Genomic DNA, 22,831 nt, shown 5'->3' on the forward strand with positions numbered 1-22,831 from the left:
AGTGAAGGGGCGTCATGCGCCTGAAGAGCGGCATATTCGTTTCAGCCCTGCTGCGACGCGCCCAGGTGGAGGGCGCCTTCGGCGTCGTCGCGCGGCGCGGCTCGGAAGAGGCGGGCGCGGTGTTCGTGAAGGTGACGCCTCTGGATGGCACCGCCGCCCTCTATGGCCCAGCCCCGCAGAGCGCCTTCGATGAGGATGATCCAGGGGATCGCAAGTTCTGCATGCTGGTCCCCCCCGGCCGCCCCGAGGCGGAGGCCGATGCCCGCATGGCCAAGGAGATCCGGTTCGATCCGGATCTGTACCTGGTGGCGATCGAGGACCGCGCGGGCCGTCATTTCCTGGATCTCGTCACGCCGTGAGGCTGGGCGCCGGCCGGGGGCGCGCGCACCTGCCGCAGGGGGATCGTTAACGATCCGTTAAGCTTGGTGAAACCATAAGGGCGCAATCGACGTTGTGGTCATGGCTGTTGCACTGGAGGACCAGGGGCATGAGCACTGTCATTGCGTTTCCCCCGGCGCGGGACACGGCGGCGCAAGCCGTCGCGGACAGGCCGAGGGCAGAGTTGTCCGGACCGAGGGTCGTCATACTTCCGGTGGTGCGGATCGAGCGCCATGGAAATGAGGGCCGGGAGATGGACCGGGAAGCGGAGCGAGAGATGGAGCGGGATGCGGGCGCGCCGGTGCGCCTGGACGCTGCCCGCGCCCCGCGTGGGGTGGGACCATCTGGCCGGGCCCATTGATGATTCTGGGCCGTGACGTTCTGGGCCGTGAGGGCCGTGAGATCCTGGGCGGTGCGGTTCCGGGCGGTGAACTGTACCCCTGATGGTGCCTGCGCGCGCGTCGGCGACGGGGCAGACCCGCGCGGCGCCAGGACGCCGATGGACATGGGCCGATCTTCGGCCGATCTTGGGCCGAGCGTCGGCGTGTCCCCTCAGTTGGCGGAGGTGCAGGTAGCGGCTTCGAGCTGCCGGCGCACCACCTCGCGCATGCCGCGGTCGGGCACATGGGCGCGCACCAGCACGATGCCTTCCTCGGACGGAGATTCGATCACCAGCCGGTCGGCCGCCGTGATCTCCTCATCCTCGGGCAGGGCCGCCTTCTGATCGGCATTCATGAGATCGAGTTCGATCACTTTGCCGGCGGCCTGGTCGGACAAGGCATAGAAGGCCAGTCCCTCATCCGTGTAGAACGACACCGAGGTGTAATTCGCGGTGGCGGGCACCCGCACCTTCAGCGGCTTGTCGTTGAGGTCGTAGAGGCAGACCGCGGAGATGAAGGCCGGGTCCTGCATCGGCAGAACCGCGTCATTGGGGGTTGGGTCCGGCAGCAGCTTCATGTCGTTGCTCCCGACGATTTCCGAGAGGCGGGCAAAGGCGTTGTTCTCCGCCAGGGCCGGCATGGCGAGGATCGAGACGATGTGGGCGATGCCCGCCAGCACCAGCGCCATCGCCGCCGGCAGCAGCAGTCCCGCCGGCCACAGCCAGTTGACGCGCGCCATCTGACGCCCGAACCAGCCGCCGAGCCGCCGCTTGACCGCACGCGGTCGCGGGACGCGCACGGTGAAGGTGTCGAACAGGCTCACGGGCAGGCCTCCTGCACGATGTGCGGCAGCACGGTGGCGGCGTCGCCCGCGCCGGAGGCGAAGGAGAAGGGCGCATCATAAAGGCGCAGCGCCACCTTAAGGCGCCCGCGGGCGCCGGTGGGCAGCCAGTTGCCGGGCCGCGCGCGGGGGGCAAGGCGCACGTCCAGCTTGCCGTCCGCCTTGTACAGGGCCTCGGCGCTGGTGAGGCCGTAGCGCTCGGCGTCGTTGGGGATGAAACGGCCGTCCTCGTCCATCACCGTAAGGGTCCACAAGCGGGCCTGGGGCAGGACGCCGATGATCCGGGTTTCACAGCGCCCGTCGATGGGCTGGCCCGTGTCGTCGGTGGCGGCCAGGAACAGCAGGCCGTCCGCCAGCTCCAGCGGCAATTCGCCGGAGCGGGCCACGGCGGCGCGGGCATAAGGGTCCGCCTTCACGGTGCCGGAGCGCGGCCAGCCGCGCCAGGGGCCGGCTTCGACCACGTCGAGCCCGCGCGAATGGGTCACCATGAACAAAGTGGTGCCCAGCCCGAGCACGATGGCCACGAGAAGGGTCAAGGCGAGAGGCAAGAGACGCACGGCACCGTCCCGGCTACAGCTCCCGTCCGAGGGAGGCTCGACGCCCTTAAGTAGAGCACAATCGCGGCCGGGCAAAGGGACCATCCGCCCGCGCGCATCGGGTGGGGATCGCGGGCAGGGGATCGACGCCCGGCCCGGCCCCGGCCGGCGTCACATGTAGCGCGAGAGGAAGGCGCGGCTGTCCGGCGGCAGCTCGGCGGCGCGGCGCGAGACCGGATCGAAGAGCACCAGCACCGTGTCGGCGGTGGCGACGCAGGCGCCGTCCTGGAACAGCCCCTGCACGATGCCCACCGAGCTGCGGCCGAGGTTCGACACGCGGCTGCCGATCTCCACCGTGCCGGGCCAGGTGATCTCGGCCCGATAGTCCAACACGAGCCGCACGATGACGAAGGAGAAGCCGTCCGGTGCCGCGCGGTGGCCGGGGCCGATGAGCATCTGCGAGCGGCCGGTCTCCAGGTAACTGGAGAACACGGCGTTGTTCACATGGCCCTGCCGGTCGGTGTCGCCGAAGCGGATGGTGTCGAACGACTTCAGCGGGAAGTCGTCGAGGGTGGGCAGGGGGGCCTTTCCGGGCGGGGGCGCGGCGGTCATGTGGCGGGCCCGCTCAGGAGGCGGGGCGCAGGGCGCGCCAGCCGATGTCGGAGCGATAAAAGCCATCCGGCCAGTCGATCCGCGCGATGGCGGCATAGGCCTTCTCCCGCGCGTCCGCCAGGGTGGCCCCGGTGGCGGTGACGTTCAGCACCCGCCCGCCGTTGGAGACAATGTCCGCGCCCTTGCGCCGGGTGCCGGCCTGGAACACCTGCACCCCGTCCGCGTCCGCCTGGTCGAGGCCGCGGATGACGCTGCCGGTCTGGTGCGGGCCGGGATAGCCGCGGCTCGCATAGACCACGGTCATGGCGCTCAGGTCGTGCCAACGCGGCGTCACCTCGGCGAGGCGGCCGGTGGCGGTGGCGTGCAGCAGCTCCACGAGGTCGCTGGCGAGGCGCGGCATCAGCACCTGGCATTCGGGATCGCCGAAGCGGCAATTGTATTCCACCAGCTTTGGCCCGTCGGTGGTGAGCATCAGGCCGGCATAGAGCACGCCGCGATAGGGCGTGCCGGCCGCCACCATGGCGCGGGCGGTGGGGCGGATGATCTCCTCCATGGCGCGCCGTTCCAGCTCCGGGGTGAGCACCGGTGCGGGAGAATAGGCGCCCATGCCGCCGGTGTTGGGGCCGAGATCGCCGTCGAAGGCGCGCTTGTGGTCCTGGGCGCTGCCGAAGGGAACCACGGTTTCCCCGTCCACCAGGGCGAACAGGCTGGCCTCCTCCCCCTCCATGAACTCTTCGATCAGCACTTCGGTGCCGCCGCCGGCGAACACCTGCTCCACCGCGTCCACCGCGTCCTCCACCGCGAGGGCGACCACGACGCCCTTGCCGGCCATGAGGCCGTCGGCCTTGATGACGATGGGGGCGCCTTCCGCCTTCACATAGGCGGCGGCGGCGGCGGCATTGTCGAAGCGGGCGAAGGCGGCGGTGGGGATGCCGTTGGCCTTGCACAATTCCTTGGTGAAGAGCTTGGAGCCCTCCAGCCGCGCGGCGGCGGCGGTGGGGCCGAAGGCGGGAATGCCGGCGGCTTCCAGCCGGTCCACCAGGCCCGCCACCAGCGGCGCCTCGGGACCCACCACCACGAACTCGATGCCGTGGTCCTTGCACCAGGCGACGAGGGTGTCGTGGGCCGAAAGGGGAATGCCTTCGATCAGCTCCGCATGCTCGCCAATGCCCGGATTGCCCGGCAGGGCATAGAACTGGCCGATCTCGCGGCTCTGCGCCAGCTTCCAGGCGAGCGCATGCTCGCGGCCTCCCGAACCGAGCAGCAGGATGTTCATCGGCCCTCCACTCCTCGAGCGTTGTTGTTGGTCGTTACCGTTCTTTACGCGTCGGGGTCCTTGGCTATCGGCTCGCGCCCGCGCATACAAGACCCCTCGCTCTGCGCTCGCCGCATAGGGGTGCGGCGGGCTATGCTCCTTGCCCGGCTTCCTGGTCAGATTGATTCGATGGTCGATGCCCCCGAACCGCGCGGCAATGCGCCCGAATGGAGTGTGTCCGAGCTCTCCGCCGCCCTCAAGCGCACGGTGGAGGACGCCTATGGCCATGTCCGCGTGCGCGGCGAGATTTCCGGCTATCGCGGGCCGCATTCCTCCGGCCATGCCTATTTCAGCCTGAAGGACGCCGGCGCCCGGCTCGACGCGGTGATCTGGAAGGGCACTTTCCAGCGCCTCCGGGTGCGTCCGGAAGAGGGGCTGGAGGTGGTGGCCATCGGCCGGCTCACCACCTATCCCGGCAAATCCGGCTACCAGATCGTGATCGAGGCGCTGGAATTCGCCGGCGCCGGCGCCATCATGGCCATGCTGGAGGAGCGCAAGCGCCGGCTCGCCGCCGAGGGCCTGTTCGACCCCGCGCGCAAGCAGGAACTGCCCTATCTGCCGCGGGTCGTCGGCGTGGTCACCTCGCCCACCGGCGCCGTCATCCGCGACATCTTGCACCGCCTTGCCGACCGGTTTCCCCGCCGTGTGGTGGTGTGGCCGGTGCGGGTGCAGGGCGAGACCTGCGGCGCCGAGGTGGCGGCGGCGATTCGCGGCTTCAACGCTCTGCCGGAGGGCGGACCGATACCGCGGCCCGACGTGATCGTGGTGGCACGCGGCGGCGGCTCGCTGGAAGATCTGCTCGGCTTCTCCGAGGAAGCGGTGGTGCGGGCGGCGGCCGAGAGCTTCATTCCGCTGGTCTCCGCCGTGGGCCATGAAACCGACGTGACCCTCATCGATTTTGCCGCCGACGTGCGCGCGCCCACCCCGTCCGCCGCCGCCGAAATGGTGGTGCCGGTGCGCGCGGACCTCGTGGCGGCGGTGGAGGGGTTCGGCGCCCGGCTGCGGGCGGCGCCGCTGCGCGCGCTGGACCGGCGCCGCGCGGACCTGCGGGCGCTGGCGCGGCTGCTGCCGTCGCCGGAAGACCTGTTCGCCATTCCCCGCCAGCGCCTGGATTCGGTGGGCGAGCGCCTGCCGCGGGCGCTGAAGGCCAATGCGGCGGCCCACCGATTGCAACTGTTGAAGGCGGGCGCGCGCCTGTCGCCGCTGGCCCTGCGCGGGCGGTTCGAGCGGGCTGGCGAGCGGGTGGCGGACATCGCCGGGCGCCTCGGGCGTGCCACCCGGACCAATGTCCGGCAGGCGAGGGATCGGATGGACGCGGTGGGGGACCGGCTGCCGCGGGCGCTGAGCGCCAATGGCGCCACCCATCGCCTGCGGCTGCTGCGGGCCGGGGCCGGCCTATCGCCCCTCGGCCTGCGGGACCGGCTGGCGCGGGCGGGCGAACGGCTGCGGGCGGCCAGCCACGGCTTTTCCATGGCGCGCGGCGCGCAATTGCGGGCGCACAGCGAGCGCAATGCCCGTTCCGGAGAGTTGGTGGACGGCCTCATCCTGCGGGCCCGCCGGGCGGTGGCGAGCCGGCTGCGGGACGAAGGGCGCCGGCTGGACGGCCTCGCGCAGCTTCTCTCGGCCCTGTCCTATCATGGGGTTCTGGAGCGCGGCTTCGCCTTGGTGCGTGATGCCGAGGGCCAGGCCGTGCGCCGCGCCGGGGGGCTTGGTCCGGGCCGGCGCATCGAGCTGGAATTCGCCGACGGGCGCATCGGGGCGCAAACTCTTGGCGGTGCGGTGGGGGCGGAGGCGGTCATTCCCGAGCCCGCGCCGCCGCCGGCCGCCGCGCGCCCGCCGTCCCGCCGCGCGAAGAAGGCGGACCCCGGCCCGACCCTGTTCGACTGAGGGGTGCCATGACCCGGACCCGTGCGCTGACGCCGGCGATGCGCACCTCTTTCGCGCGCCGCGCGTTGGCATTATGCTTTGCGCCTCTCTTGAGGACGTTTCGTAACGTGATGAACCGATTTGAACGCTTCCCCGAGCCCCTCGGCGAGGCGGAGCTGCGCTATCTCGATGGGGAGTTCCGCATCGTGCGACCCGGCAGCTTCGTGCGCTGCGCGGTGACCGGACAGGCCATTCCGCTCGACGATCTGCGCTATTGGAGTGTGGATCTCCAGGAGGCCTATGCCACCCCCGAGGCGGTGCTGACCCGCATGCAGGAGCGCGGCCGCCCGATGCCCTGAACCGGCGCGGTTGCGCCGTGGTGGGATGCCAAGGCCACGGGAACAGAGTCCGTGTGCGGCGACCCTGGTGGTGTGCCGGACCGCTCGGTCTGTCCGGAATATGGGGATCGGATAGCGCCCGGCGCGGGGCGACCCCGCCGTTCCGCGGCATGTCTTTGGATCCTTGCCGCGCCCACGCCCCTCGCGAGGGGGAACGATATGCTGCGCCGTTCCGGTGCCCACGGTCGCTTCGGCGCCCCGTGACGCGCCTCATGTCGGCGGCCGGCGGCGGGACGTGTGATGGAGCTCAGGACTCTGCTGGCGCGGTCCCGGTTCGGCCGATGCGGCGTGTCCGCGATGGCGCAAGGTGAAGCACCCCGGAGCGTTTGACGGCGCCTGTTCACCCTTCAGGACTTCGCGCGCCGTGCGTGTCCCCCGGTCAGGGTATGCGCCTTCCCCGACGGGGCCGGGGCACATGGGCCTTGTACTAAGGGCCTGTGAGCTTGACTCACGGGGCTTTAGTCAAGCTCGCGCGGCGCCTGAGCGAACCCACTTGGCACCGGTCAAAGACCGGGGCCGATGGTATTGTGTGTCTGCGTCATCGGCGCTGGGGCTTTGCCCGTGCGCACGAATGCCAAGGGAACCGCGTTCCGTTTTCCTTGAAGGGCCTCGCGCTGGTTGCCGGAGAGCAATTTCAGCAAAAGTGTGAAGCCGTTTCGCGTTTGGAATTGCGAATGCGCTTTAGCAACCCGCCTGGCGCGCCTGAGCACGGGCCTCGGCGCGGCGCAGCAGGGCATCGAGGGCCGCTGGCTCCTGCGGCACCAGGGACACCGGGAGCACGGCGATCGCGGCCTGCACATCCTTCAATTCGGCGGTGCCGAGCCGGGCCATGTCCTTGGCGGTGGTCACCAGCGTGGCGCCGTCGCGCGCCGCGGTCCGCGCCAAGGCTTCGATGTCCCCGCGACGGAAGCGGTGATGGTCCGGGAAGGCGGTGCGGGCGATCAGGTCGAGCCCTTCCCGTTCCAGGGTGGCGAAGAATTTCTGCGGGCGTCCGATGCCCGCGAACGCGTGCAGTCGGCGACCGCGCAGGGCGGCGACTGCTTCCGGCGATGGCGCGAGCATAGCCCGCAGCACCGTGCGGCCGAGGCGCTCGGCGATGCGCGCGACCGCGTCTCCCGCCGCGCCTTCCCCCACCAGCAGCACCGCATCGGCGCGGCTGATCTGCGGGGCCAGCGGCGCCCGCAGGGGTCCGGCCGGCAGCACCGCGCCATTGCCGATACCCACCATGGCATCCACCACCAGCAGGCTGGCGTCCTTGGCCAGGCTCGGATTCTGGAAGCCGTCGTCCATCACCAGATGGGTCGCCCCGGCCGCCACGGCGAGCCGGGCGCCGCCGGCGCGGTCGCCGCCGGCCACCACCGTGGGGGCATGGCGCGCCAGCAGCAGGGCTTCGTCACCCACCGCATCGGCATCGTCGCGCGCGAGATCGACGCGCAGGGGCGCGGAGACCGCTCCGCCATGCCCGCGCAGCAGCGCGAACGGGCGGCCGCCGGTCGAGGTGAGCCGATCCAGGTACCACAACGCCGTCGGCGTCTTGCCCGCGCCGCCGACGGTGGGATTGCCGATGCACAGCACCGGGATCGGCACCTCTTCCCCTCGTTGCGTCATGCGGCGCAGGGTGAGCGCCCCGATCGCGGCGCCCACCGGGGCCAGGAGGGCCGCCGCCAGCCCCGGAGGTCGCCACCAGAAGCCGGGCGGGTGGAGGGTCATCGATACTGAAGGCGGATGTGGATGAGGTAGGGCTCAATGGCGCGCAGCGTGTGTTCGAGCGCGCCGCCGAGGGCTTCCATGGTCTTCAGCCCCTGCGCCACCGCCTGGGCCCGCAGGTCCGGGTCGCGCATGAGGGCGAAGGCGGTGCGCGCCAAGGTGGCCGCATCGCGCACCGGCAGGGCACCGTAATGGGTGTCGAGATGGGTGTAGATCTCGGCGAAATTCTCCACATGGGGACCGTGCAGCACCACGCTGCCGAGCTTCACCGCCTCGATGGGATTCTGCCCGCCGTGGGGCACCATCGAGCCGCCGATGAAGGTCACCGGCGCCAGCCGATAGAACAGGCCGAGCTCGCCCACCGTGTCGGCGACATAGAAATCGGCATCGGGGGCCGGCAGCTCGTCATGGCCGCGCTGGGCGGCGGCCCAGCCGCCGGCTTCCGCCTTCGCCACGATGGCGGAGCCGCGTTCGGGGTGGCGGGGCGCGATCACGGTCAGCAGATCGGGGATCTGCTCGGCGAGCAGCGCATGGGCCTCCATCACCATCTCGTCTTCGCCGGGATGGGTGGAGGCGGCGAGCAGCAGCGGCCGGTTGCCGATGGCCTCGGTGAATTCGGCGAAGTCGGCCGGATCGGCGGCGGGCGGTGGCACGTCGAACTTCAGGTTGCCGCACACCTCCACCCGCTCGGAGCCGAGGGCGCGGAAGCGCTGGCCATCCTCGTCGGTCTGGGCGAGGCACAGGTCAACGCGGGAGAGCAGGGCGCGCGCGCTCGCCGGCAGCTTGGCCCAGCGCTGGGCGGAGCGGGTCGAGAGCCGCCCGTTCACCAGCACCACCGGCGTTTCGCGCCGGCTGAGTTCGGTCAGCAGATTGGGCCACAATTCGGATTCGGCCAGCAGCACCAGGTCCGGCCGCCAATGATCGAGGAAGCGGCGCACGAAGGATGCGGCGTCGAGCGGGCAGAATTGGTGGATGACACCGTCCGCCGCCCGGTGCGCGGCCACCTTGCTGGACGTGAGGGTGCCGGAGGTGAGCAGCACCTCATAGCCGCGGCCGCGCAGGTTTTCGATCAGCGGCAGCACGCAACTGATCTCGCCGACGCTGGCGCCGTGCACCCAGATCAGCGGGCCTTCCGGCCGCTCGGCGCTGGCGCGGCCGCGCCGCTCGGCGAGGCGCTCGGGATCTTCCTTGCCCTTGCGGACGCGATAGCTGAGCCAGGCCGGCGTGAGCAAGGCTGCGGCCGAGCTGGCGCCCCGATACAGCCGCAGCGCGACGGGCAGCGCGCGCGATTTCTTCATGCGAGCCTCGATCGGGCGGGGGTCGCGCGGCCCCCGGCCAGCGCCTCGGCGCGCCGGGTGACCGCTTCGAGCCGCGCCTGCAATTCGTCGCGGGCGGCGGCGAGCGCGGCCTCGTCCGCCTCGCGCGGGACGTAAAGCGGCGCGCCGACCACGGCTGCCCCCCGGCCGAAGGGCAGGTTGAGGCTGGCGCGATCCCAGCTCTTCAAGGTGATGCGGTTTCGGGTGGCCATTGCGACCGGGATGATAGGCCGTCCCGAGTACCGTGCAATAGTAACGACGCCGAGCCCCGCCTTGCGGGCGATCTTGGGAACGTCGGCGGTCATGGCCACGGTAATTCCCGCTTCCAGGGTGGAGAGCAGCTCATAGGTGGCCGAGACGGCGCCCTTGCGGTGGAAGTCGCGGCGCGAGGTGGCGCCGGACCCGCGGATGGTGCCCACACCCAGCTTTTCCGCGGCGATGGCGTTGATCTCCGCATCGGCATGGCGGGAGATCAGGACCTTGGCCTGGTGGTGCGGCTTCTTCGCGAACGGGGTGAGGAAATGCTGCCCGTGCCAGAAGGTCAGGATGGCGGGCAATTGCGCGTCGATGGTGTCGAAGACGTCCGCCGGCTCGATGACGAACCGCGTGGTGCGCGCCACGAACTTGAAATAAGAAGCAAAGGTAGTCCCCGCCGCGAGTTGGAACGCGCGGTTGGTCCTCAGTCGCCGCCACATTGTTCTTTTTGCTCGCTGTCGTGAGAGGCACGCGACCATGGACGGCCGCGCACGGCGCCATCCATAGCCTCTCTCGGGCTCCCGTCAAAGGGCGGGAGCCGATCTGTCTCGTTCAGCGCGCATTTCGGGCCGGGCCGCGCGGCAGTGCCGCACCGTAATGTGACGCAAGGTCCGACGCATGTCTGGTCGCACGTGCGTCAAGCGGAGCGTGCGTCAAGCGGAGCGTGCGTCACGCATCCTGGGCGATGCCGGTTTCCGGGTCCAGCAGGCGGTGCAGGTGGACCACGAAATAGCGCATCATGGCATTGTCCACGTTCTGTTGGGACTTCGCCTTCCACGCCGCGACCGCGCTGGCATAGTCGGGGAAGATGCCGACGATGTCGAGCTTGGCGAGGTCCTTGAACTCGGAGCCGTTGAGGGAGGTGAGCTCGCCGCCGAAGACGAGGTGGGGCAGTTGCTTGTTGGAGCTGGTCATGGCGTGTCCGGATGCAGGGTCACGGTTGGGAGGGGTCCGCCCCGGAGCGGGCGGGGGAAGGGGAGGTTCCGCCGGCGGCGTCGAGCGCCAGCGGGTGCAGCGCCCGTCCGGCGCACAGCAGCGGTCCATGGCGTGGCACGGCGCGATTGTAGGTGAGCGGCGCGGCGTCGAACGTGGTCAGCCGCCCGCCGGCTTCCTGGACCAGCAGGTCGGCGGCCGCGAGATCCCAGTCATGGCTGTTGGCGCGTGACAGGGCGAGATCGATTTCGTCGCTGGCCACGCGCGCGATGCGCAGCGCCAGTGAGTGGCCGCGCGGCAGGCGGGTGATGGCGGCGACGCGGGCGATGGCGTCGAGTGCGTCCACGGGCCCGGCGGCGCGGGCGCCTTCCAGGGTGGCGCGGGTGCCGGCCGCCAGCCGCAGGCCATTGCGTTGCGCGCCGGCGCCGAGAATGGCGGTGAACATCTCGTCGAGTACCGGGGCGAACAAAGCGGCGAGGAGCGGCCGCCCGTCCTCCACCAGCGCCACGGACACCGCCCAGTCGGGCGCGCCGTTCATATAGCCGCGGGTGCCGTCGATGGGGTCAACCACCCACACCCGCCGCGCCGCGAGGCGGTCCGGGGTGTCGGCGGTCTCTTCTGAAAGCCAGCCGTAATCGGGACGCAGCGCCGTCAGGCGCTGGTGAAGGAAGCGATCGACCGCGAGGTCGGCCTCGGTGACCGGGGAATTGTTGTCCTTGGTCCAGGATTTGACGCCGGCGGCGAACAGCGTGCGCGCAAGCGCTCCGGCTCCCGCCACCACATCCGTCAGGTGGCGGGCCAGGATCTCGTCGTCCGGGTGCACGGCACGCGGCTCCCCGGCGGAGGCGTTGAGTGGCTCGACGCTCATGGCCCCGCCACATAGGAGCACGCGCTAGGGAACGCAATGCGTCTTCTGTCTCCTAACCGCCTGAAAAATGGGCGAACAGGGGGTGGGCAGCGTGAAAACACATTACAATTCATCGGTATACAAGAAGGACGGAATTTGCGTCGCGCCCGTCCTTGTCCTGCCTATTTTTTGGCGGCGCCTACGGAAAGATCAGTCGCAGGGCGCTCGGCACCAGCGTATCGAGGCTCAGGCCGGCAAACAGGATGAGGCCGGCGTCGCGATTGGAGCGAAAAAGCGCGAGGCAGCGGGCGGAATCGTCGATGTCGAGCCGCGACACCTGCCAGCGCAGATGTGCGGCAAATCCGATGAGACCCAGCAGCGAGAATAGCCCGGCCGGCACCAGCAGAAGGGCGCCGGCGAACAGCACCACCACCAAAGTGTAGCACAGGGCGACGGCGAGGCCGGTGTTGGCGCCGAACAGGAGCGCCGTGGAGCGCACGCCGACGATGGCGTCATCCTCCCGGTCCTGGTGGGCGTAGATGGTGTCGTAGGCGAACACCCATACCACCGCGCCGGCGAACAGCAGCAGGGCGGGATCGGAGATGGTGTCGAACACGCTGGCCCAGCCCATCAGCGCGCCCCAGGAGAAGGCGATGCCCAAGGTGAGCTGCGGCACAGAGGTGATGCGCTTCATCAGCGGATAGACCGCCACCACGCCCAGCGAGGCGATGCCGGTGACGATCGCGAAGCGCGGCAGGCACAGCAGCACGCCGAGGCCGATCAGGGCCTGGAACACCAGGAAGGCGAGGGCCGCCGGCACGCTCACGGCGCCGGAGGCGATGGGGCGCGCGCGGGTGCGCGCCACCGCCTGGTCGATCTTGCGATCGAGAATGTCGTTCCAGGTGCAGCCGGCGCCGCGCATGGCCACCGCGCCGATGGCGAACAGGATGAGCAGCGTCGGGTCGGGGTAGGGCGCGTCGGCCGCGATCGCGGCCAGCGCCGTGGACCACCAGCAGGGCAGCAGCAGCAGCCAGGAGCCGATCGGCCGGTCGAGCCGCGCCAGATGGAGGTAAGGCCGGATCGCGGCGGGCGCGGAGCGATCCACCCAATTGTCTGGCGGCGCGTCCGCGACTGTGGGGGCCACCGCGCCCTGCTGTGTGCTCAAGGGGCGCCTATTTCTGCAGGACGTTGCCGCTCAGCGTGTCGAACACGCCGCTCTTGCCGTCGCCGGCATTGCCCACCGAATAGCCGGTGGTGATGCCGAGCGCGCTCGACATGGAGCCCTGCGGCGGCGGCTTCACGGGGCCGCCCGCGCCTGGGGCGCCACCATTGGCCGCGACCTGGCAAACCTTGTCGCGCACCTCATTGGTCTTCTTGTGGCTGGCCGCGGCCTGCTTGATCGCCGTTTCCGGGATCTGGCACCAGTCCTTGTTCTCGGTCAGGAACTTCACCCAATTGGCTTCCGCCGTGGAGAAGGCGCGGAACAGGGGGCACAGGGTCTGCGGGTCGGCCTTCTTCTTGCCGGCCTCGTTCAGTGCCTTGCCCTTTTCCTCCAGCGCGCTGCGCGCGGCGACGACGTCGCTCTGGCAATCCGCCCATGCCGTCGCGATGGACAGGGCGCTCACCACGACCGCCGCCGCAATCTTGAGCGTCGTCTTCTGCATCGAGCACAGCCCTTTCATGTCCGCCCCTTCTGGGTCCTTGTTATATGGAGCACCGACATGGGGCAATATCACGGCGCGGCCCGCAGAAAAGCCGGCGGACGCAACGGCAGTGTGGCAGCGATATGCTAATGGCCCATTTCCATGGGGGCGCCGCGCCCATTGCCAATGGCCCATGGCCCAATGCCCTTGCCCTGCCGTCCGGCGTGTGGGAGAGGCAGGCGATCCGGTCGCGGCCGGGGCTGTCCTTTGCGACATGGACGATGGGGATGAGCGTGGCGGAACACCAGCCGGCCTCCGGGCCGAAGCCGACCGAACCGGCGGCACCAGCCCCCTTCGCCGATCTCGTGCCGGAGCTGCGCGCCCGCGCGCCCGGCCTGCGCGGCCGGCTGGAGGCCAATGTGCCGCTGGCCGATTTCACCTGGTTTCGGGTCGGCGGGCCGGCGCAGGTTCTGTTTCTGCCCGCCGATGCGGATGATCTTGCGCGTCTGCTCGCCGCCCTTCCCGCTCAGGTGCCGGTCACGGTGATCGGCCTCGGTTCCAACCTCATCGTGCGTGATGGCGGCGTGCCGGGGGTGGTGGTGCGCCTCGCCAGGGGGTTCACCGAGATCGTGGTGGAGGGGTGCCGCATCACGGCCGGCGCCGGCGCGCCCGATGTGAAGGTCGCGCGCGCGGCGGCCGAGGCGGGGCTCGATGGCTTTTCGTTCCTGCGCGGCATTCCCGGCGCCATCGGCGGCGCGCTGCGCATGAATGCCGGGGCCTATGGGGGCGAGGTGAAGGATGTGCTCGTCAGCGCCCAGGCGGTCACCCGCGCCGGCGCGGTGGTGACGCTCGCGGCGGCCGAGATGGGCTTCACCTATCGCCATTGCCATGCGCCGGACGACCTGATCTTTACCCGCGCCGTGTTCGAGGGGCGGCCCGGCGACCGGGCCGAGATCGCCGCCCAGATGGCCAAGATCACGGACAGCCGCGAGGCGACCCAGCCCATCAAGAGCCGCACCGGCGGCTCCACCTTCACGAATCCGCCTGGCGCCAGTGCCTGGAAGCTGGTGGATGGGGCGGGCCTGCGCGGCTTCACCCTGGGCCGGGCCCAGGTGTCGGAGCTGCACACCAATTTCCTGGTCAATCTGGGCGGGGCCACCGCCGCCGAGATCGAAGCCCTGGGCGAGGAGGTGCGGCGGCGGGTGTTGGCGACAAGCGGCGTTGCGCTGGAGTGGGAGATCAAGCGGATCGGCATCGCCGCGCCCGCGCCGTAAGGCGCGGAATAGGGGCTTGCGCGAAAGCGCACGCGGCGGGTGATGTCTCGCCGCGTGCGGTGCCGGCGCGGGTCGTCCGTCAGGAGAGACCGCGCCGGGGCACACTCCGGGCACGGGCCTCCCGGCGCCTCTCACGAGGCCGGACGAAGGGCGGTCCGCGGGTCATGGGGCGCGACCGTCAGGGCGGCGGGGCGCCCCTGGACGATGACGCCATACCAGCCGAGGCCGCGATAGGTCTCGTAGCCGGGCGTAAGGGCGAAGCCCACCATGGCCCCCTGGCTGTCCGTGTAGTGGCCGGTGTCACCGGTCGCCTTCAGGGGAAACACCTCGGTGAGGATGCCCTTGTTGTCGGAGGCCGCGATCACGCGGAAGCGGGAATCGAGCAGCATGTAGCGGGTGCGGGCCTGCTCATCGGCGCTGCGGCGGCCGCCGTTCACCACCGCGGCGGCCTGGGGGCGCCAGTCGAAGAAGATCCCGAGCACGCCCAGCGGCCGGCCGTTGGTTTCGCCGCCGGAACGCACGGCGGCGCTGTAGATGGCGGCCTGGGCGTGGTTGAGCGCGCCCACGGTCTCCACGTCCGCCACCGCGAAATCTTCCCCGGTCCGGGTTTCCATGGCGGAGCGGAACCACGCGGTATGCGAGACGTCGGTGCCGACCGCCGATGGATATTGCCCCGGTCGCCCATTGGCCACCACCCGCCCGTCGGCGTCGATGATCCAGAGGTCGAGATAGACGGTGTAGCTTTGCAGGATCACGCCGAGCCGCTGGCACGCGTGGCGGGCGTTGTCCGGGCTCGGCGTCTCCAGGCAGTCCACCACTGCTTTGTCGGTGGCCCACCAGCGCACGTCGCAGGACCGCTCATAAAGATTCCGGTCGATGATCTCGATCATGTTCAGCGCCTGATCGGCCAGGCGCTGGCCGCGCACCTGCTCGGCCATCTGGCGGCCGATGTCGGTGAGCTCGACGATGGAGCGCGACAGGTCGGTGGACAGGGCGCTGGAAATCTCCTGGATCCGCTTGGAAACCGCCTTCACCTCGTTGGCGACCACGGAGAAGCCGCGGCCGGCATCGCCGGCGCGGGCGGCCTCGATGAGGGCGTTCAGCGCGAGGGTGCGCGTCTCCCGCGTCACGCCATTGATCTGAGCTATCTTTTCGTGGGCGATCGTGCCGATCTGCTCTGAAAGCAGGACCACCCGTTCGGGTTCAGCGCTCATGTCACGGCCTCATGAAAAATGGTGCCTAATCTCGCTTCATGAGCAAAAAATGGGCCAATGAGTGGTGCGTGCGTAGGGCATCTCTCACGCCGCCATGCTATCGAATGACCATCTCAGTTTGGAGACGGTCAGGCTTAAGTCTTATGTCGTTACCGCCATTGTGGTCTCGGCCGCAGCGCCCGGTTCGTCGAAGTGTCATGTCCGGACAAGGCTCACGCTTGAAGACGGCCGCGACCGGTCGCAGTGCGGGAGGAAAATGCGCTTCGATTGCTGCGCTGCTACACCCGTCGGCCCGCAAATTGAGAGCTATGCCTGAATTTTAGGCGATACCTTTAGCAAATTGCACACGGCCTTTGGTTTCCACTGGGTCCTGTCGCGCGGTCCTGTCGCGCGCCCGCGCCGGAGATCCGGTTTTTTGCTACATCCCCGCTACCCCGGGGCGCGGGGGTTGAGGAGCAGTGAGCGATCATGGCGAAACATGTGGCGGTGCTGATGGGCGGCTGGTCGTCCGAGCGGGAGGTCTCGCTGAATTCGGGCGCCGCCTGCGCGGTGGCCCTGGAGGATGCGGGCTATCGGGTGACACGGGTGGACGTGGGGCGCGACGTGGCCGAGGTGCTGGCGCGGCTGAAGCCGGACGTGGCCCTCAACGTGCTGCATGGCCATCCGGGCGAGGACGGCACCATTCAGGGCGTTCTGGAGATCCTGCGCATTCCCTACAGCCATTCGGGCGTGCTGGCCTCGGCCCTGGCCATGGACAAGGCGCAGGCGCGGCTCATGCTGGCGGCGGCGGGGGTTCCGGTGGCCGCCGGGCGGCCGGTGAGTCGGGCCGAGGCGGCCACCGCCCATGTGATGGCGCCGCCTTATGTGCTGAAGCCGGTGGCCGAGGGGTCCAGCGTCGGCGTGTTCATCGTGCGCGAGGGGCAGGCCCATCCGCCCCAGGAACTCCACAGGGAAGATTGGGCCTTCGGAGAAATTCTGTTGGCGGAAGAGTTCATCCCCGGCCTGGAGCTGACCTGCGGCGTGATGGGCGACAAAGCCTTGGGCGTCATCGAGATCGAGGCGGCGCAACCCTTTTACGACTACGAAAGCAAGTATGCGCCCGGCGGCTCCCGCCACATTCTTCCGGCCCGGATTTTACCTGAAGTTTACGAGCGCGTGCAGATGTTAAGCCTAACGGCGCACCGAGCTCTCGGCTGCCGGGGGGTGTCTCGCGCGGATTTCCGCTTTGACGTTTCCAAGGGCGATGCCTCCGGGCTCGTCTGCCTGGAAGTGAACACCCAACCCGGCATGACCGAGACTTCGCTGGTGCCCGACATGGCAGCCCACGCGGGCATCTCATTCGGCGAGCTTGTGACATGGATGGTGGAGGACGCGTCGCTGGATCGGTAAGGGCTCCCAAGCCCGCGGCGCCTGCCGTCGCGCCGGTTCCGCCCGGACGCCACAAGCGCCTGCCGGTGGAACCGCGCCCGGCGAGCCGCACCGCCATCCTGCTGCGCCGCTTCACGGTGCGCCTGGGCGGCTCCCGGCTCGGCCGGCGTGGCGCCAGCCTGCTCACGGTGGCCGTCATCGGCGGATTTTCCGCCTACGGCATCGTGCTGGGCGGCCATGTGGAGGAGGCGCGGGAGGTCGGCATGGACCTCGCCGACGCCGCCGCCAACGTGGCCGGCTTCAAAATCCGCGAGGTCAACCTCTCGGGCCACAACCACGTGATGCCGCAGGAGATTCTCCAGGCGGCGGGGATCAAGGGCTCCACCTCGATCCTGTTCGTCAATGCCGACGACATGCGGACCAAGTTGGAGCAGATGCCCTGGATTCTGTCGGCCAGCGTCCGCAAGCAGTTCCCGGACCGGATCGACATCGCGGTGGTGGAGCGGGAGGCGTTCGCCCTCTGGCAGGTCAATGGCGAGATCAAGGTGATCTCCCGCGACGGCACGCCGATCGCCCCCTATTCGGACGACCCGCGTTATGTGGACCTGCCGATCGTTGTCGGCGAAGGCGCGCAGAAGCGGGTGGAAGAAATCGTCGATGCGCTCGCCCGCCTGCCGGACCTGAAGGGCCAGGTGCGCGCCGCCATCCTGGTGGCCGAGCGGCGCTGGACGCTGAAGATGCACAACGGCATCGACGTGCGCCTGCCCGAGGCCGGCATGGAGGCCGCCCTGATGCAGCTCGTCGCCCTCGATCGCGACAAGAAGCTTTTGACCCGTGACATCACCATCGTCGACCTGCGCCTGCCCGATCGCGTGGCGGTGCGCCTGTCGGATGCCGCCGCCGCCGCCCGCGACGAGATGCTGAAGGCGAAGGCCAAAGCCAAGAAGGGAGGCCCCGCATGAGGTCCCGGCTTGCCCAGGGGTTCGCGCCGAAGATGCGCCCCCTGCCGCCGCGCAAGGGCGGCATCGTCGGCGTGCTCGATATCGGCACCAGCAAGGTGGTGTGCGCCATCGCCAAGCTGCGGCCCCGTGGCGCGTCGGACGTGCTGAGCCGGCGCACCCATTCCATCGACGTGCTCGGCATCGGCCACACCCGCGCCTACGGCATCAAGGGCGGCGCCGTGGTGGACATGGCCAAGGCCGAGCTGGCCATCCGCCAGGCGGTGGACATGGCCGAGCGCGCCTCGGGGGTGCAGATCGCCTCGGTGGTGGTCGGGGTCTCCGGTGGCCGGCTCGCCTCCCAGCATTATGAAGCGGCGGTGCGCCTCACCGCGCCATCGGTGGAGGAGTTCGACATCCGCCGGGTGCTGGAGGCGGCTTCCACCTATGCGGTGGGCGATGGCCGGGCCGTCATGCATGCGCTGCCGGTCGGCTACGCGCTGGATGGGCGCTCCGGCATCGGCGAACCGTGCGGCATGCTCGGCCAGGAGCTGGGCGCCGACATGCACGTCATCACCGCCGATCTCACGGCGCTGAAGAATCTGGTGCTGTGCGTGGAGCGCTGCCACCTCTCCATCGAGGCCATGGTGGCGGCGCCCTATGCGGCGGCGCTGTCCTCGCTCACCGACGACGAGATGGAACTGGGTGTCACCCTCATCGACATGGGGGCCGGCACCACCACCTTCGCCATCGTCGCCGGGGGCCACTGCGTCTATGTGGACGGGGTCGCCTTGGGCGGCCACCACATCACCAACGATGTCGCCCGCGGCCTGCCGGCCCGGCTCGCCGATGCCGAGCGCCTCAAGGCCCTGCATGGGGCGGTGGTGGCGGTCTCTTCCGACGAGCACGACATGCTGACCGTGCCGCCGCTCTCCGGCGATTCGCGGGACCAGCCGCAGATGGTGCCGAAGTCGCGCCTCGTCACCATCGTGCGGCCCCGCGCGGAAGAAATCGTGGAATTGATTCGCGACCGGCTGAAGTCCTCGGGGCATGCCGGGGATGCCGGCCGGCGCATCGTGCTCACCGGCGGCGCGGCGCAGCTTCAGGGGCTTGCGGACCTGGTGGCGCGGGTGATCGGGCCGCAGGTGCGCATCGGCCGTCCGTTAGGGGTTTCGCGCCTGCCGGAAGCGGCGCGCGGGGCGGCGTTCGCGGTCACTGCGGGCCTGCTCGTCTACCCGCAAGCCGCTGGCCTGGAACATTTCGAGCCCCGCCGGCGGCAGGCCGTGGGGGCTGAATCCCAAGGATATTTCGGCCGCGTGGGACGCTGGCTGAAGGACAGCTTTTAGACATGGTTAACTAAATCCGCAGTAACACAGTGGGCAATCGGATTCATCGAGAGGCGGTCTGAGCCGAGCGGGTTCGACGGAGCGAAAACATGACGATCAACCTTCAGATGCCCGACATTCGTGAGCTCCGTCCGCGGATCACGGTGTTCGGTGTGGGCGGCGCCGGTGGCAACGCTGTCAACAACATGATCGCCTCGGGTCTGAGCGGTGTGGAGTTCGTGGTGGCGAACACCGACGCTCAGGCTCTCACCCTCACCAAGGCCGAGCGCGTGGTGCAGATGGGCGTGGCGGTGACCGAGGGTCTCGGCGCCGGCTCCCAGCCGGAGGTCGGCCGCGCCGCCGCCGAGGAAGTGATCGACGAGATTCGCGATCACCTGTCCGGCTCGCACATGGTGTTCATCACCGCCGGCATGGGCGGCGGCACCGGCACCGGCGCGGCGGCGGTGGTGGCGCGGGCCGCGCGCGAACTCGGCATCCTCACCGTGGGCGTGGTGACCAAGCCGTTCCACTTCGAGGGCCTGCGGCGCATGCGCGTCGCCGAGCACGGCATTATCGAGCTGCAGAAGAGCGTCGATACCCTCATCGTCATCCCGAACCAGAATCTGTTCCGGGTGGCCAATGAGAAGACCACCTTCGCCGATGCCTTCGCCATGGCCGACCAGGTGCTGTATTCGGGTGTCGCCTGCATCACCGACCTGATGGTGAAGGAAGGCCTCATCAACCTGGACTTCGCCGATGTGCGCGCCGTGATGCGCGACATGGGCAAGGCCATGATGGGCACCGGCGAGGCTTCCGGCGAGAAGCGCGCCCTGCAGGCCGCCGAGGCCGCCATCGCCAACCCGCTCTTGGACGAGACCTCCATGCAGGGGGCCCGCGGCCTCCTGATCTCCATCACCGGCGGCAAGGACATGACGCTGTTCGAGGTGGACGAGGCGGCGACCCGCATCCGCGAGGAAGTGGACCCCGACGCCAACATCATCCTCGGCGCCACCTTCGACGAGATGCTGGATGGCATCATCCGCGTGTCGGTGGTGGCCACCGGCATCGATCCCCTCTCCATGCCCGACCAGATCCAGCCGCCGGCCGACCTGGGCGGCCGCAAGATGTCCAACGCCGGTCGCGTGGCGGTGGAAGCCGCCCGCGAGGCACAGATCCACTCGGCGGTGGCCTCCATCTCCGAAGAGGATCTCCTGGGCATCGAGGATTTCGCGCCCATCCCCCAGCAGGCGCCCGTGCCCGAGCAGGCGGTGGCCATCGACGACGTGACCATCCGCGCCGCCCAGCCGCGTCCCTCTTTCCTCGCCGAGCCGGAGCCCGCCCCGGCGCCGGCCCAGATCCAGGAAGACGACGACTTCGCGCCCTATATCCCGCCGCCGAGCCAGCGCATGCGCACCACCCGCATGCCGCGCGTGGACGAGCTGCCGCTGCCGGCTCAGAACCAGATCCGCGCCCAGCGCGGTGAGCCGCCGGTGGAGCAGGCCCAGCCTGACAAGAAGCGCATGACCCTCCTGCAGCGCCTGGCCCATGTGGGCCGCCGCGAGGAGCCGGAACCCGAGCCGGTGCGCCGCGAGCAGCAGACCATGCGCGCTCCGGAGCGTCGCCCGGCCGAGCCGCGGTACCAGGATCAGCGTCCGGTGGCGGGCGGTCGTCCCGCCGAGGCGGTCTCTGAGTTCGCCAAGCGCCCGCAGACCCGGCCGGTGATGGAGGTTCCCTCCCGCCCCGCGCCGCAGCGCGGTGACGACGACGACCATCTGGACATCCCCGCCTTCCTGCGCCGTCAGGCCAACTGACCGCAAGGACCGGCGCGCCCGCCGCGCCGGTCCTCGGGCTCCCGCCGGGACCTCCGCTCGCGGTCGGGCCGAGCCGGGCCGGATGACCTGAGTCGCCGCGCCGCGTGTCCGCAGCCTGTAACAATGGCCTTGAGGCCGGCTGTCACGGTCGGCCTTAAGTTTTTGTTAAATAAAAGAAATCGCGCTTTTAGGCATGGTAACAGGCGGTAAGCAAGCGTGATTTGGCGCAGCGCAGCGCGGGGACTAGGGTGCCCCCCAATCCTGATCGGCCCACACGTCTCGCGTTGACAGTTTGTTCGGACAACCGCGGCGAAAGTGGGAAGGCAAGGTGGAGCTTTGGGGGAGGGCTGGCGGCCATTCGGTGGCCTGCGCTCCCGGCGCATGGGACGACACCGATTATGCAGACCACTCTGGCTCGCGAGATTGCCCTCAAAGGGGCCGGCGTTCACGCCGGGGTCGAGGCGACCCTCACTCTGAAGCCGGCTGCCGCGAATACCGGAATTGTCTTCGTCCGCTCCTTCGCCGACAGCGCGCCGCGCAAGGCGACAGTTTCCCATAAATCCGTGCAGGCCACCGATCTCGCCACCGTGCTGGGCGATCGCTCGGGCGCGCTGGTGTCCACAGTCGAGCATCTGCTCGCCACCTTCAATGGTGTCGGCGTCGACAATGCGGTGGTGGAGATCGACGGGCCGGAAGTGCCGATCCTCGACGGCAGCGCGGTGGAGTTCGTCGCGGCCATCGATGCCGCCGGCATCACCAGCGTGCGGGGCCGGCGCAAGTATCTCAAGGTTCTGAAGCCGGTGCGGGTGGAGAACGGCGCCGCCTTCGGCGAGCTTCTGCCCTATGACGCGGGCTTCCGCCTGGAAGTGGAAATCGATTTCGCCCACGAGGCCATCGGCCGCCAGCGCTTCGCCGCCACCCTGTCACCGGCGGTGTTCCGCCGCGAGTTGGCGCAGGCCCGCACGTTCGGCTTCTTGAAGGACGTGGAGCGCCTGCGCGCCGCCGGCTATGCCCGTGGCGCCGCGCTGGAAAACACCGTGTGCCTCGACGAGGCGGGCGTCATCAATCCCGACGGCCTGCGCTTCGCCGATGAGTTCGTGCGTCACAAGGCCCTCGACGCGGTGGGGGATCTCGCCCTCGCCGGCATGCCGCTGCTGGCCCGCTATCGCTCCTTCCGCGGCGGCCACAAGCTGAATTTCCAGATGGTGAACGCGCTGCTGGCCGACCGCTCCGCTTATGCGGTGGTGGAGGAGGCCCGCCCGGTGCGCGAGACCGTCGGCGCGGAGATCACCGGGACGAGCCCGGTGCCGGTGTTCGCGCCCGACCTGTGAGCGTGGCGGCGGTGGGCCGGGATGAACTCCTGGCCGGGCCGCCCTCTCCCGCCGCGTGGTTTTTCATGATCCGGCTTCAAGGGCCCGGTGGACGCCAGCGTCCCACCGGGCTTTTTGTTTGAGGCGCAGGGAGCTTTCGCCTTCGCGTGCCGGGGCGCTTCTGTCGGCTCAGATCGCGGCCTACGCTTTGGCCGCTCGCCAAACCACGCAACCCCAAGCCTCGCAGTCCAAGCAGCGTCGGGGCGGCGACGGCTGCGCGGTCCTCTCGTCGGGCGGCTCTCGGGTGGCGGCGCCGTTCCGGTGGCCAGACGTCGCGGCAATGGCGTCCGTCGCGCTCGTCCCCATGATGGGTCGGAACGGGCGCGGCGCCCGTCGCGGGCGGATGCGCATGTTCGGACGACCGGCTTGCGCGATCGCTCGGTGCGCTTGGCGCACCGCCTTCGGCGCACCCCTCTTGGGGAGGCATCTGCTCTTTGGGGGGCATCTGTTCTTGGCGCGCATCTTTGGGGCGCATCGACGGTGAGGCTGGTCATAGCGCGGGCC

The 22,831-nt window shown here is 69.7% G+C and carries 21 protein-coding genes; 9 read left to right on the forward strand and 12 right to left on the reverse strand.

Annotated elements, in window-relative coordinates; translation table 11 throughout:
• Positions 1-14 precede the first annotated feature (14 nt).
• Positions 15-359, forward strand: a complete 345-nt coding sequence (locus HUW53_RS03705; RefSeq protein WP_237344400.1) for a DUF1491 family protein — start codon at positions 15-17, stop codon at positions 357-359.
• A 571-nt stretch (positions 360-930) separates the two neighbouring features.
• On the opposite strand, the gene HUW53_RS03710 is transcribed toward HUW53_RS03705, so the two are convergent.
• From HUW53_RS03710 to purD, 4 genes are all read right to left on the reverse strand, one after another.
• A complete protein-coding gene (locus tag HUW53_RS03710; RefSeq protein WP_237344401.1) occupies positions 931-1,581 on the reverse strand; it encodes a DUF1254 domain-containing protein in 651 nt (216 codons plus the stop codon).
• On the reverse strand, positions 1,578-2,156 hold the full coding sequence (locus HUW53_RS03715; RefSeq protein WP_237344402.1) for a DUF1214 domain-containing protein: 579 nt from the start codon (positions 2,154-2,156) through the stop codon (positions 1,578-1,580). The genes HUW53_RS03710 and HUW53_RS03715 overlap by 4 nt, the downstream gene beginning before the upstream one ends.
• A gap of 150 nt (positions 2,157-2,306) precedes the next feature.
• Complete coding sequence (locus tag HUW53_RS03720) at positions 2,307-2,747, reverse strand: acyl-CoA thioesterase (protein ID WP_237344403.1); 441 nt, start codon at positions 2,745-2,747, stop codon at positions 2,307-2,309.
• 13 nt (positions 2,748-2,760) lie between these two features.
• A complete protein-coding gene (gene purD / locus HUW53_RS03725; protein WP_237344404.1) occupies positions 2,761-4,023 on the reverse strand; it encodes a phosphoribosylamine--glycine ligase in 1,263 nt (420 codons plus the stop codon).
• Positions 4,024-4,191: 168 nt separating this feature from the next.
• Here purD and xseA point away from each other — a divergent pair, with 168 nt between their 5' ends.
• A complete protein-coding gene (gene xseA / locus HUW53_RS03730; RefSeq protein WP_237344405.1) occupies positions 4,192-5,949 on the forward strand; it encodes an exodeoxyribonuclease VII large subunit in 1,758 nt (585 codons plus the stop codon).
• Between the two features lie 110 nt (positions 5,950-6,059).
• Positions 6,060-6,287, forward strand: a complete 228-nt coding sequence (locus HUW53_RS03735) for a DUF2093 domain-containing protein (protein WP_237344572.1) — start codon at positions 6,060-6,062, stop codon at positions 6,285-6,287.
• Between the two features lie 720 nt (positions 6,288-7,007).
• On the opposite strand, the gene lpxK is transcribed toward HUW53_RS03735, so the two are convergent.
• The 7 genes from lpxK to HUW53_RS03770 all read right to left on the reverse strand — a co-directional run bounded on the left by lpxK (position 7,008) and on the right by HUW53_RS03770 (position 13,048).
• Positions 7,008-8,036 carry a tetraacyldisaccharide 4'-kinase gene (gene lpxK / locus HUW53_RS03740; protein ID WP_237344406.1) on the reverse strand — a complete coding sequence of 343 codons (1,029 nt, stop codon included), beginning with the start codon at positions 8,034-8,036 and terminating at the stop codon, positions 7,008-7,010.
• Positions 8,033-9,331: a 3-deoxy-D-manno-octulosonic acid transferase gene (locus HUW53_RS03745; RefSeq protein ID WP_237344407.1), complete on the reverse strand. Its 1,299-nt coding sequence runs from the start codon at positions 9,329-9,331 to the stop codon at positions 8,033-8,035. The genes lpxK and HUW53_RS03745 overlap by 4 nt, the downstream gene beginning before the upstream one ends.
• Positions 9,328-10,044: a lysophospholipid acyltransferase family protein gene (locus tag HUW53_RS03750; protein WP_237344408.1), complete on the reverse strand. Its 717-nt coding sequence runs from the start codon at positions 10,042-10,044 to the stop codon at positions 9,328-9,330. The genes HUW53_RS03745 and HUW53_RS03750 overlap by 4 nt, the downstream gene beginning before the upstream one ends.
• A gap of 229 nt (positions 10,045-10,273) precedes the next feature.
• Entirely contained in the window at positions 10,274-10,519 is a 246-nt protein-coding gene (locus tag HUW53_RS03755; RefSeq protein ID WP_237344409.1) for a DUF4170 domain-containing protein, read from the reverse strand.
• A 19-nt stretch (positions 10,520-10,538) separates the two neighbouring features.
• On the reverse strand, positions 10,539-11,405 hold the full coding sequence (locus HUW53_RS03760; protein WP_237344410.1) for a 3'(2'),5'-bisphosphate nucleotidase CysQ: 867 nt from the start codon (positions 11,403-11,405) through the stop codon (positions 10,539-10,541).
• A gap of 178 nt (positions 11,406-11,583) precedes the next feature.
• Complete coding sequence (gene ubiA, locus HUW53_RS03765; RefSeq protein WP_237344411.1) at positions 11,584-12,549, reverse strand: 4-hydroxybenzoate octaprenyltransferase; 966 nt, start codon at positions 12,547-12,549, stop codon at positions 11,584-11,586.
• A 7-nt stretch (positions 12,550-12,556) separates the two neighbouring features.
• The gene (locus tag HUW53_RS03770; RefSeq protein WP_237344412.1) at positions 12,557-13,048 is read right to left on the reverse strand and encodes a hypothetical protein; all 492 of its coding nucleotides are present in this window, start codon (positions 13,046-13,048) and stop codon (positions 12,557-12,559) included.
• A 266-nt stretch (positions 13,049-13,314) separates the two neighbouring features.
• Here HUW53_RS03770 and murB point away from each other — a divergent pair, with 266 nt between their 5' ends.
• On the forward strand, positions 13,315-14,301 hold the full coding sequence (gene murB, locus HUW53_RS03775; protein ID WP_237344413.1) for a UDP-N-acetylmuramate dehydrogenase: 987 nt from the start codon (positions 13,315-13,317) through the stop codon (positions 14,299-14,301).
• Positions 14,302-14,432: 131 nt separating this feature from the next.
• Here the strand turns inward: murB and HUW53_RS21750 are convergent, their stop codons facing one another.
• Positions 14,433-15,515 carry a methyl-accepting chemotaxis protein gene (locus HUW53_RS21750; protein WP_272903754.1) on the reverse strand — a complete coding sequence of 361 codons (1,083 nt, stop codon included), beginning with the start codon at positions 15,513-15,515 and terminating at the stop codon, positions 14,433-14,435.
• Positions 15,516-15,983: 468 nt separating this feature from the next.
• On the opposite strand from HUW53_RS21750, the gene HUW53_RS03785 reads away from it, so the two are divergent.
• The 5 genes from HUW53_RS03785 to lpxC all read left to right on the forward strand — a co-directional run bounded on the left by HUW53_RS03785 (position 15,984) and on the right by lpxC (position 22,288).
• The gene (locus HUW53_RS03785; protein ID WP_237344414.1) at positions 15,984-16,904 is read left to right on the forward strand and encodes a D-alanine--D-alanine ligase; all 921 of its coding nucleotides are present in this window, start codon (positions 15,984-15,986) and stop codon (positions 16,902-16,904) included.
• 65 nt (positions 16,905-16,969) lie between these two features.
• On the forward strand, positions 16,970-17,845 hold the full coding sequence (locus HUW53_RS03790; RefSeq protein ID WP_237344415.1) for a cell division protein FtsQ/DivIB: 876 nt from the start codon (positions 16,970-16,972) through the stop codon (positions 17,843-17,845).
• Positions 17,842-19,167: a cell division protein FtsA gene (gene ftsA, locus HUW53_RS03795; RefSeq protein WP_237344416.1), complete on the forward strand. Its 1,326-nt coding sequence runs from the start codon at positions 17,842-17,844 to the stop codon at positions 19,165-19,167. The genes HUW53_RS03790 and ftsA overlap by 4 nt, the downstream gene beginning before the upstream one ends.
• An 89-nt stretch (positions 19,168-19,256) precedes the next feature.
• A complete protein-coding gene (gene ftsZ / locus HUW53_RS03800) occupies positions 19,257-20,957 on the forward strand; it encodes a cell division protein FtsZ (protein ID WP_237344417.1) in 1,701 nt (566 codons plus the stop codon).
• A 398-nt stretch (positions 20,958-21,355) separates the two neighbouring features.
• Entirely contained in the window at positions 21,356-22,288 is a 933-nt protein-coding gene (lpxC, locus tag HUW53_RS03805; RefSeq protein ID WP_237344418.1) for a UDP-3-O-acyl-N-acetylglucosamine deacetylase, read from the forward strand.
• Positions 22,289-22,831 lie beyond the last annotated feature (543 nt).

This window comes from Xanthobacter agilis (genome assembly GCF_021730435.1).
In the GTDB taxonomy this organism is placed as follows: domain Bacteria; phylum Pseudomonadota; class Alphaproteobacteria; order Rhizobiales; family Xanthobacteraceae; genus Xanthobacter; species Xanthobacter agilis.

Excerpts from the sequence above, each read along its gene's own strand:
- HUW53_RS03735 (WP_237344572.1), top strand. The coding sequence starts at position 6,060 with ATGAACCGATTTGAACGCTTCCCCGAGCCCCTCGGCGAGGCGGAGCTG.
- ftsA (WP_237344416.1), top strand. The coding sequence starts at position 17,842 with ATGAGGTCCCGGCTTGCCCAGGGGTTCGCGCCGAAGATGCGCCCCCTG.
- HUW53_RS03755 (WP_237344409.1), bottom strand. The coding sequence starts at position 10,519 with ATGACCAGCTCCAACAAGCAACTGCCCCACCTCGTCTTCGGCGGCGAG.
- HUW53_RS03720 (WP_237344403.1), bottom strand. The coding sequence starts at position 2,747 with ATGACCGCCGCGCCCCCGCCCGGAAAGGCCCCCCTGCCCACCCTCGAC.
- HUW53_RS03750 (WP_237344408.1), bottom strand. The coding sequence starts at position 10,044 with ATGTGGCGGCGACTGAGGACCAACCGCGCGTTCCAACTCGCGGCGGGG.
- HUW53_RS03705 (WP_237344400.1), top strand. The coding sequence starts at position 15 with ATGCGCCTGAAGAGCGGCATATTCGTTTCAGCCCTGCTGCGACGCGCC.
- ftsZ (WP_237344417.1), top strand. The coding sequence starts at position 19,257 with ATGACGATCAACCTTCAGATGCCCGACATTCGTGAGCTCCGTCCGCGG.
- purD (WP_237344404.1), bottom strand. The coding sequence starts at position 4,023 with ATGAACATCCTGCTGCTCGGTTCGGGAGGCCGCGAGCATGCGCTCGCC.
- HUW53_RS03785 (WP_237344414.1), top strand. The coding sequence starts at position 15,984 with ATGGCGAAACATGTGGCGGTGCTGATGGGCGGCTGGTCGTCCGAGCGG.
- HUW53_RS03760 (WP_237344410.1), bottom strand. The coding sequence starts at position 11,405 with ATGAGCGTCGAGCCACTCAACGCCTCCGCCGGGGAGCCGCGTGCCGTG.
- HUW53_RS03770 (WP_237344412.1), bottom strand. The coding sequence starts at position 13,048 with ATGCAGAAGACGACGCTCAAGATTGCGGCGGCGGTCGTGGTGAGCGCC.
- lpxC (WP_237344418.1), top strand. The coding sequence starts at position 21,356 with ATGCAGACCACTCTGGCTCGCGAGATTGCCCTCAAAGGGGCCGGCGTT.
- murB (WP_237344413.1), top strand. The coding sequence starts at position 13,315 with ATGAGCGTGGCGGAACACCAGCCGGCCTCCGGGCCGAAGCCGACCGAA.
- HUW53_RS03745 (WP_237344407.1), bottom strand. The coding sequence starts at position 9,331 with ATGAAGAAATCGCGCGCGCTGCCCGTCGCGCTGCGGCTGTATCGGGGC.
- xseA (WP_237344405.1), top strand. The coding sequence starts at position 4,192 with ATGGTCGATGCCCCCGAACCGCGCGGCAATGCGCCCGAATGGAGTGTG.
- HUW53_RS21750 (WP_272903754.1), bottom strand. The coding sequence starts at position 15,515 with ATGAGCGCTGAACCCGAACGGGTGGTCCTGCTTTCAGAGCAGATCGGC.
- lpxK (WP_237344406.1), bottom strand. The coding sequence starts at position 8,036 with ATGACCCTCCACCCGCCCGGCTTCTGGTGGCGACCTCCGGGGCTGGCG.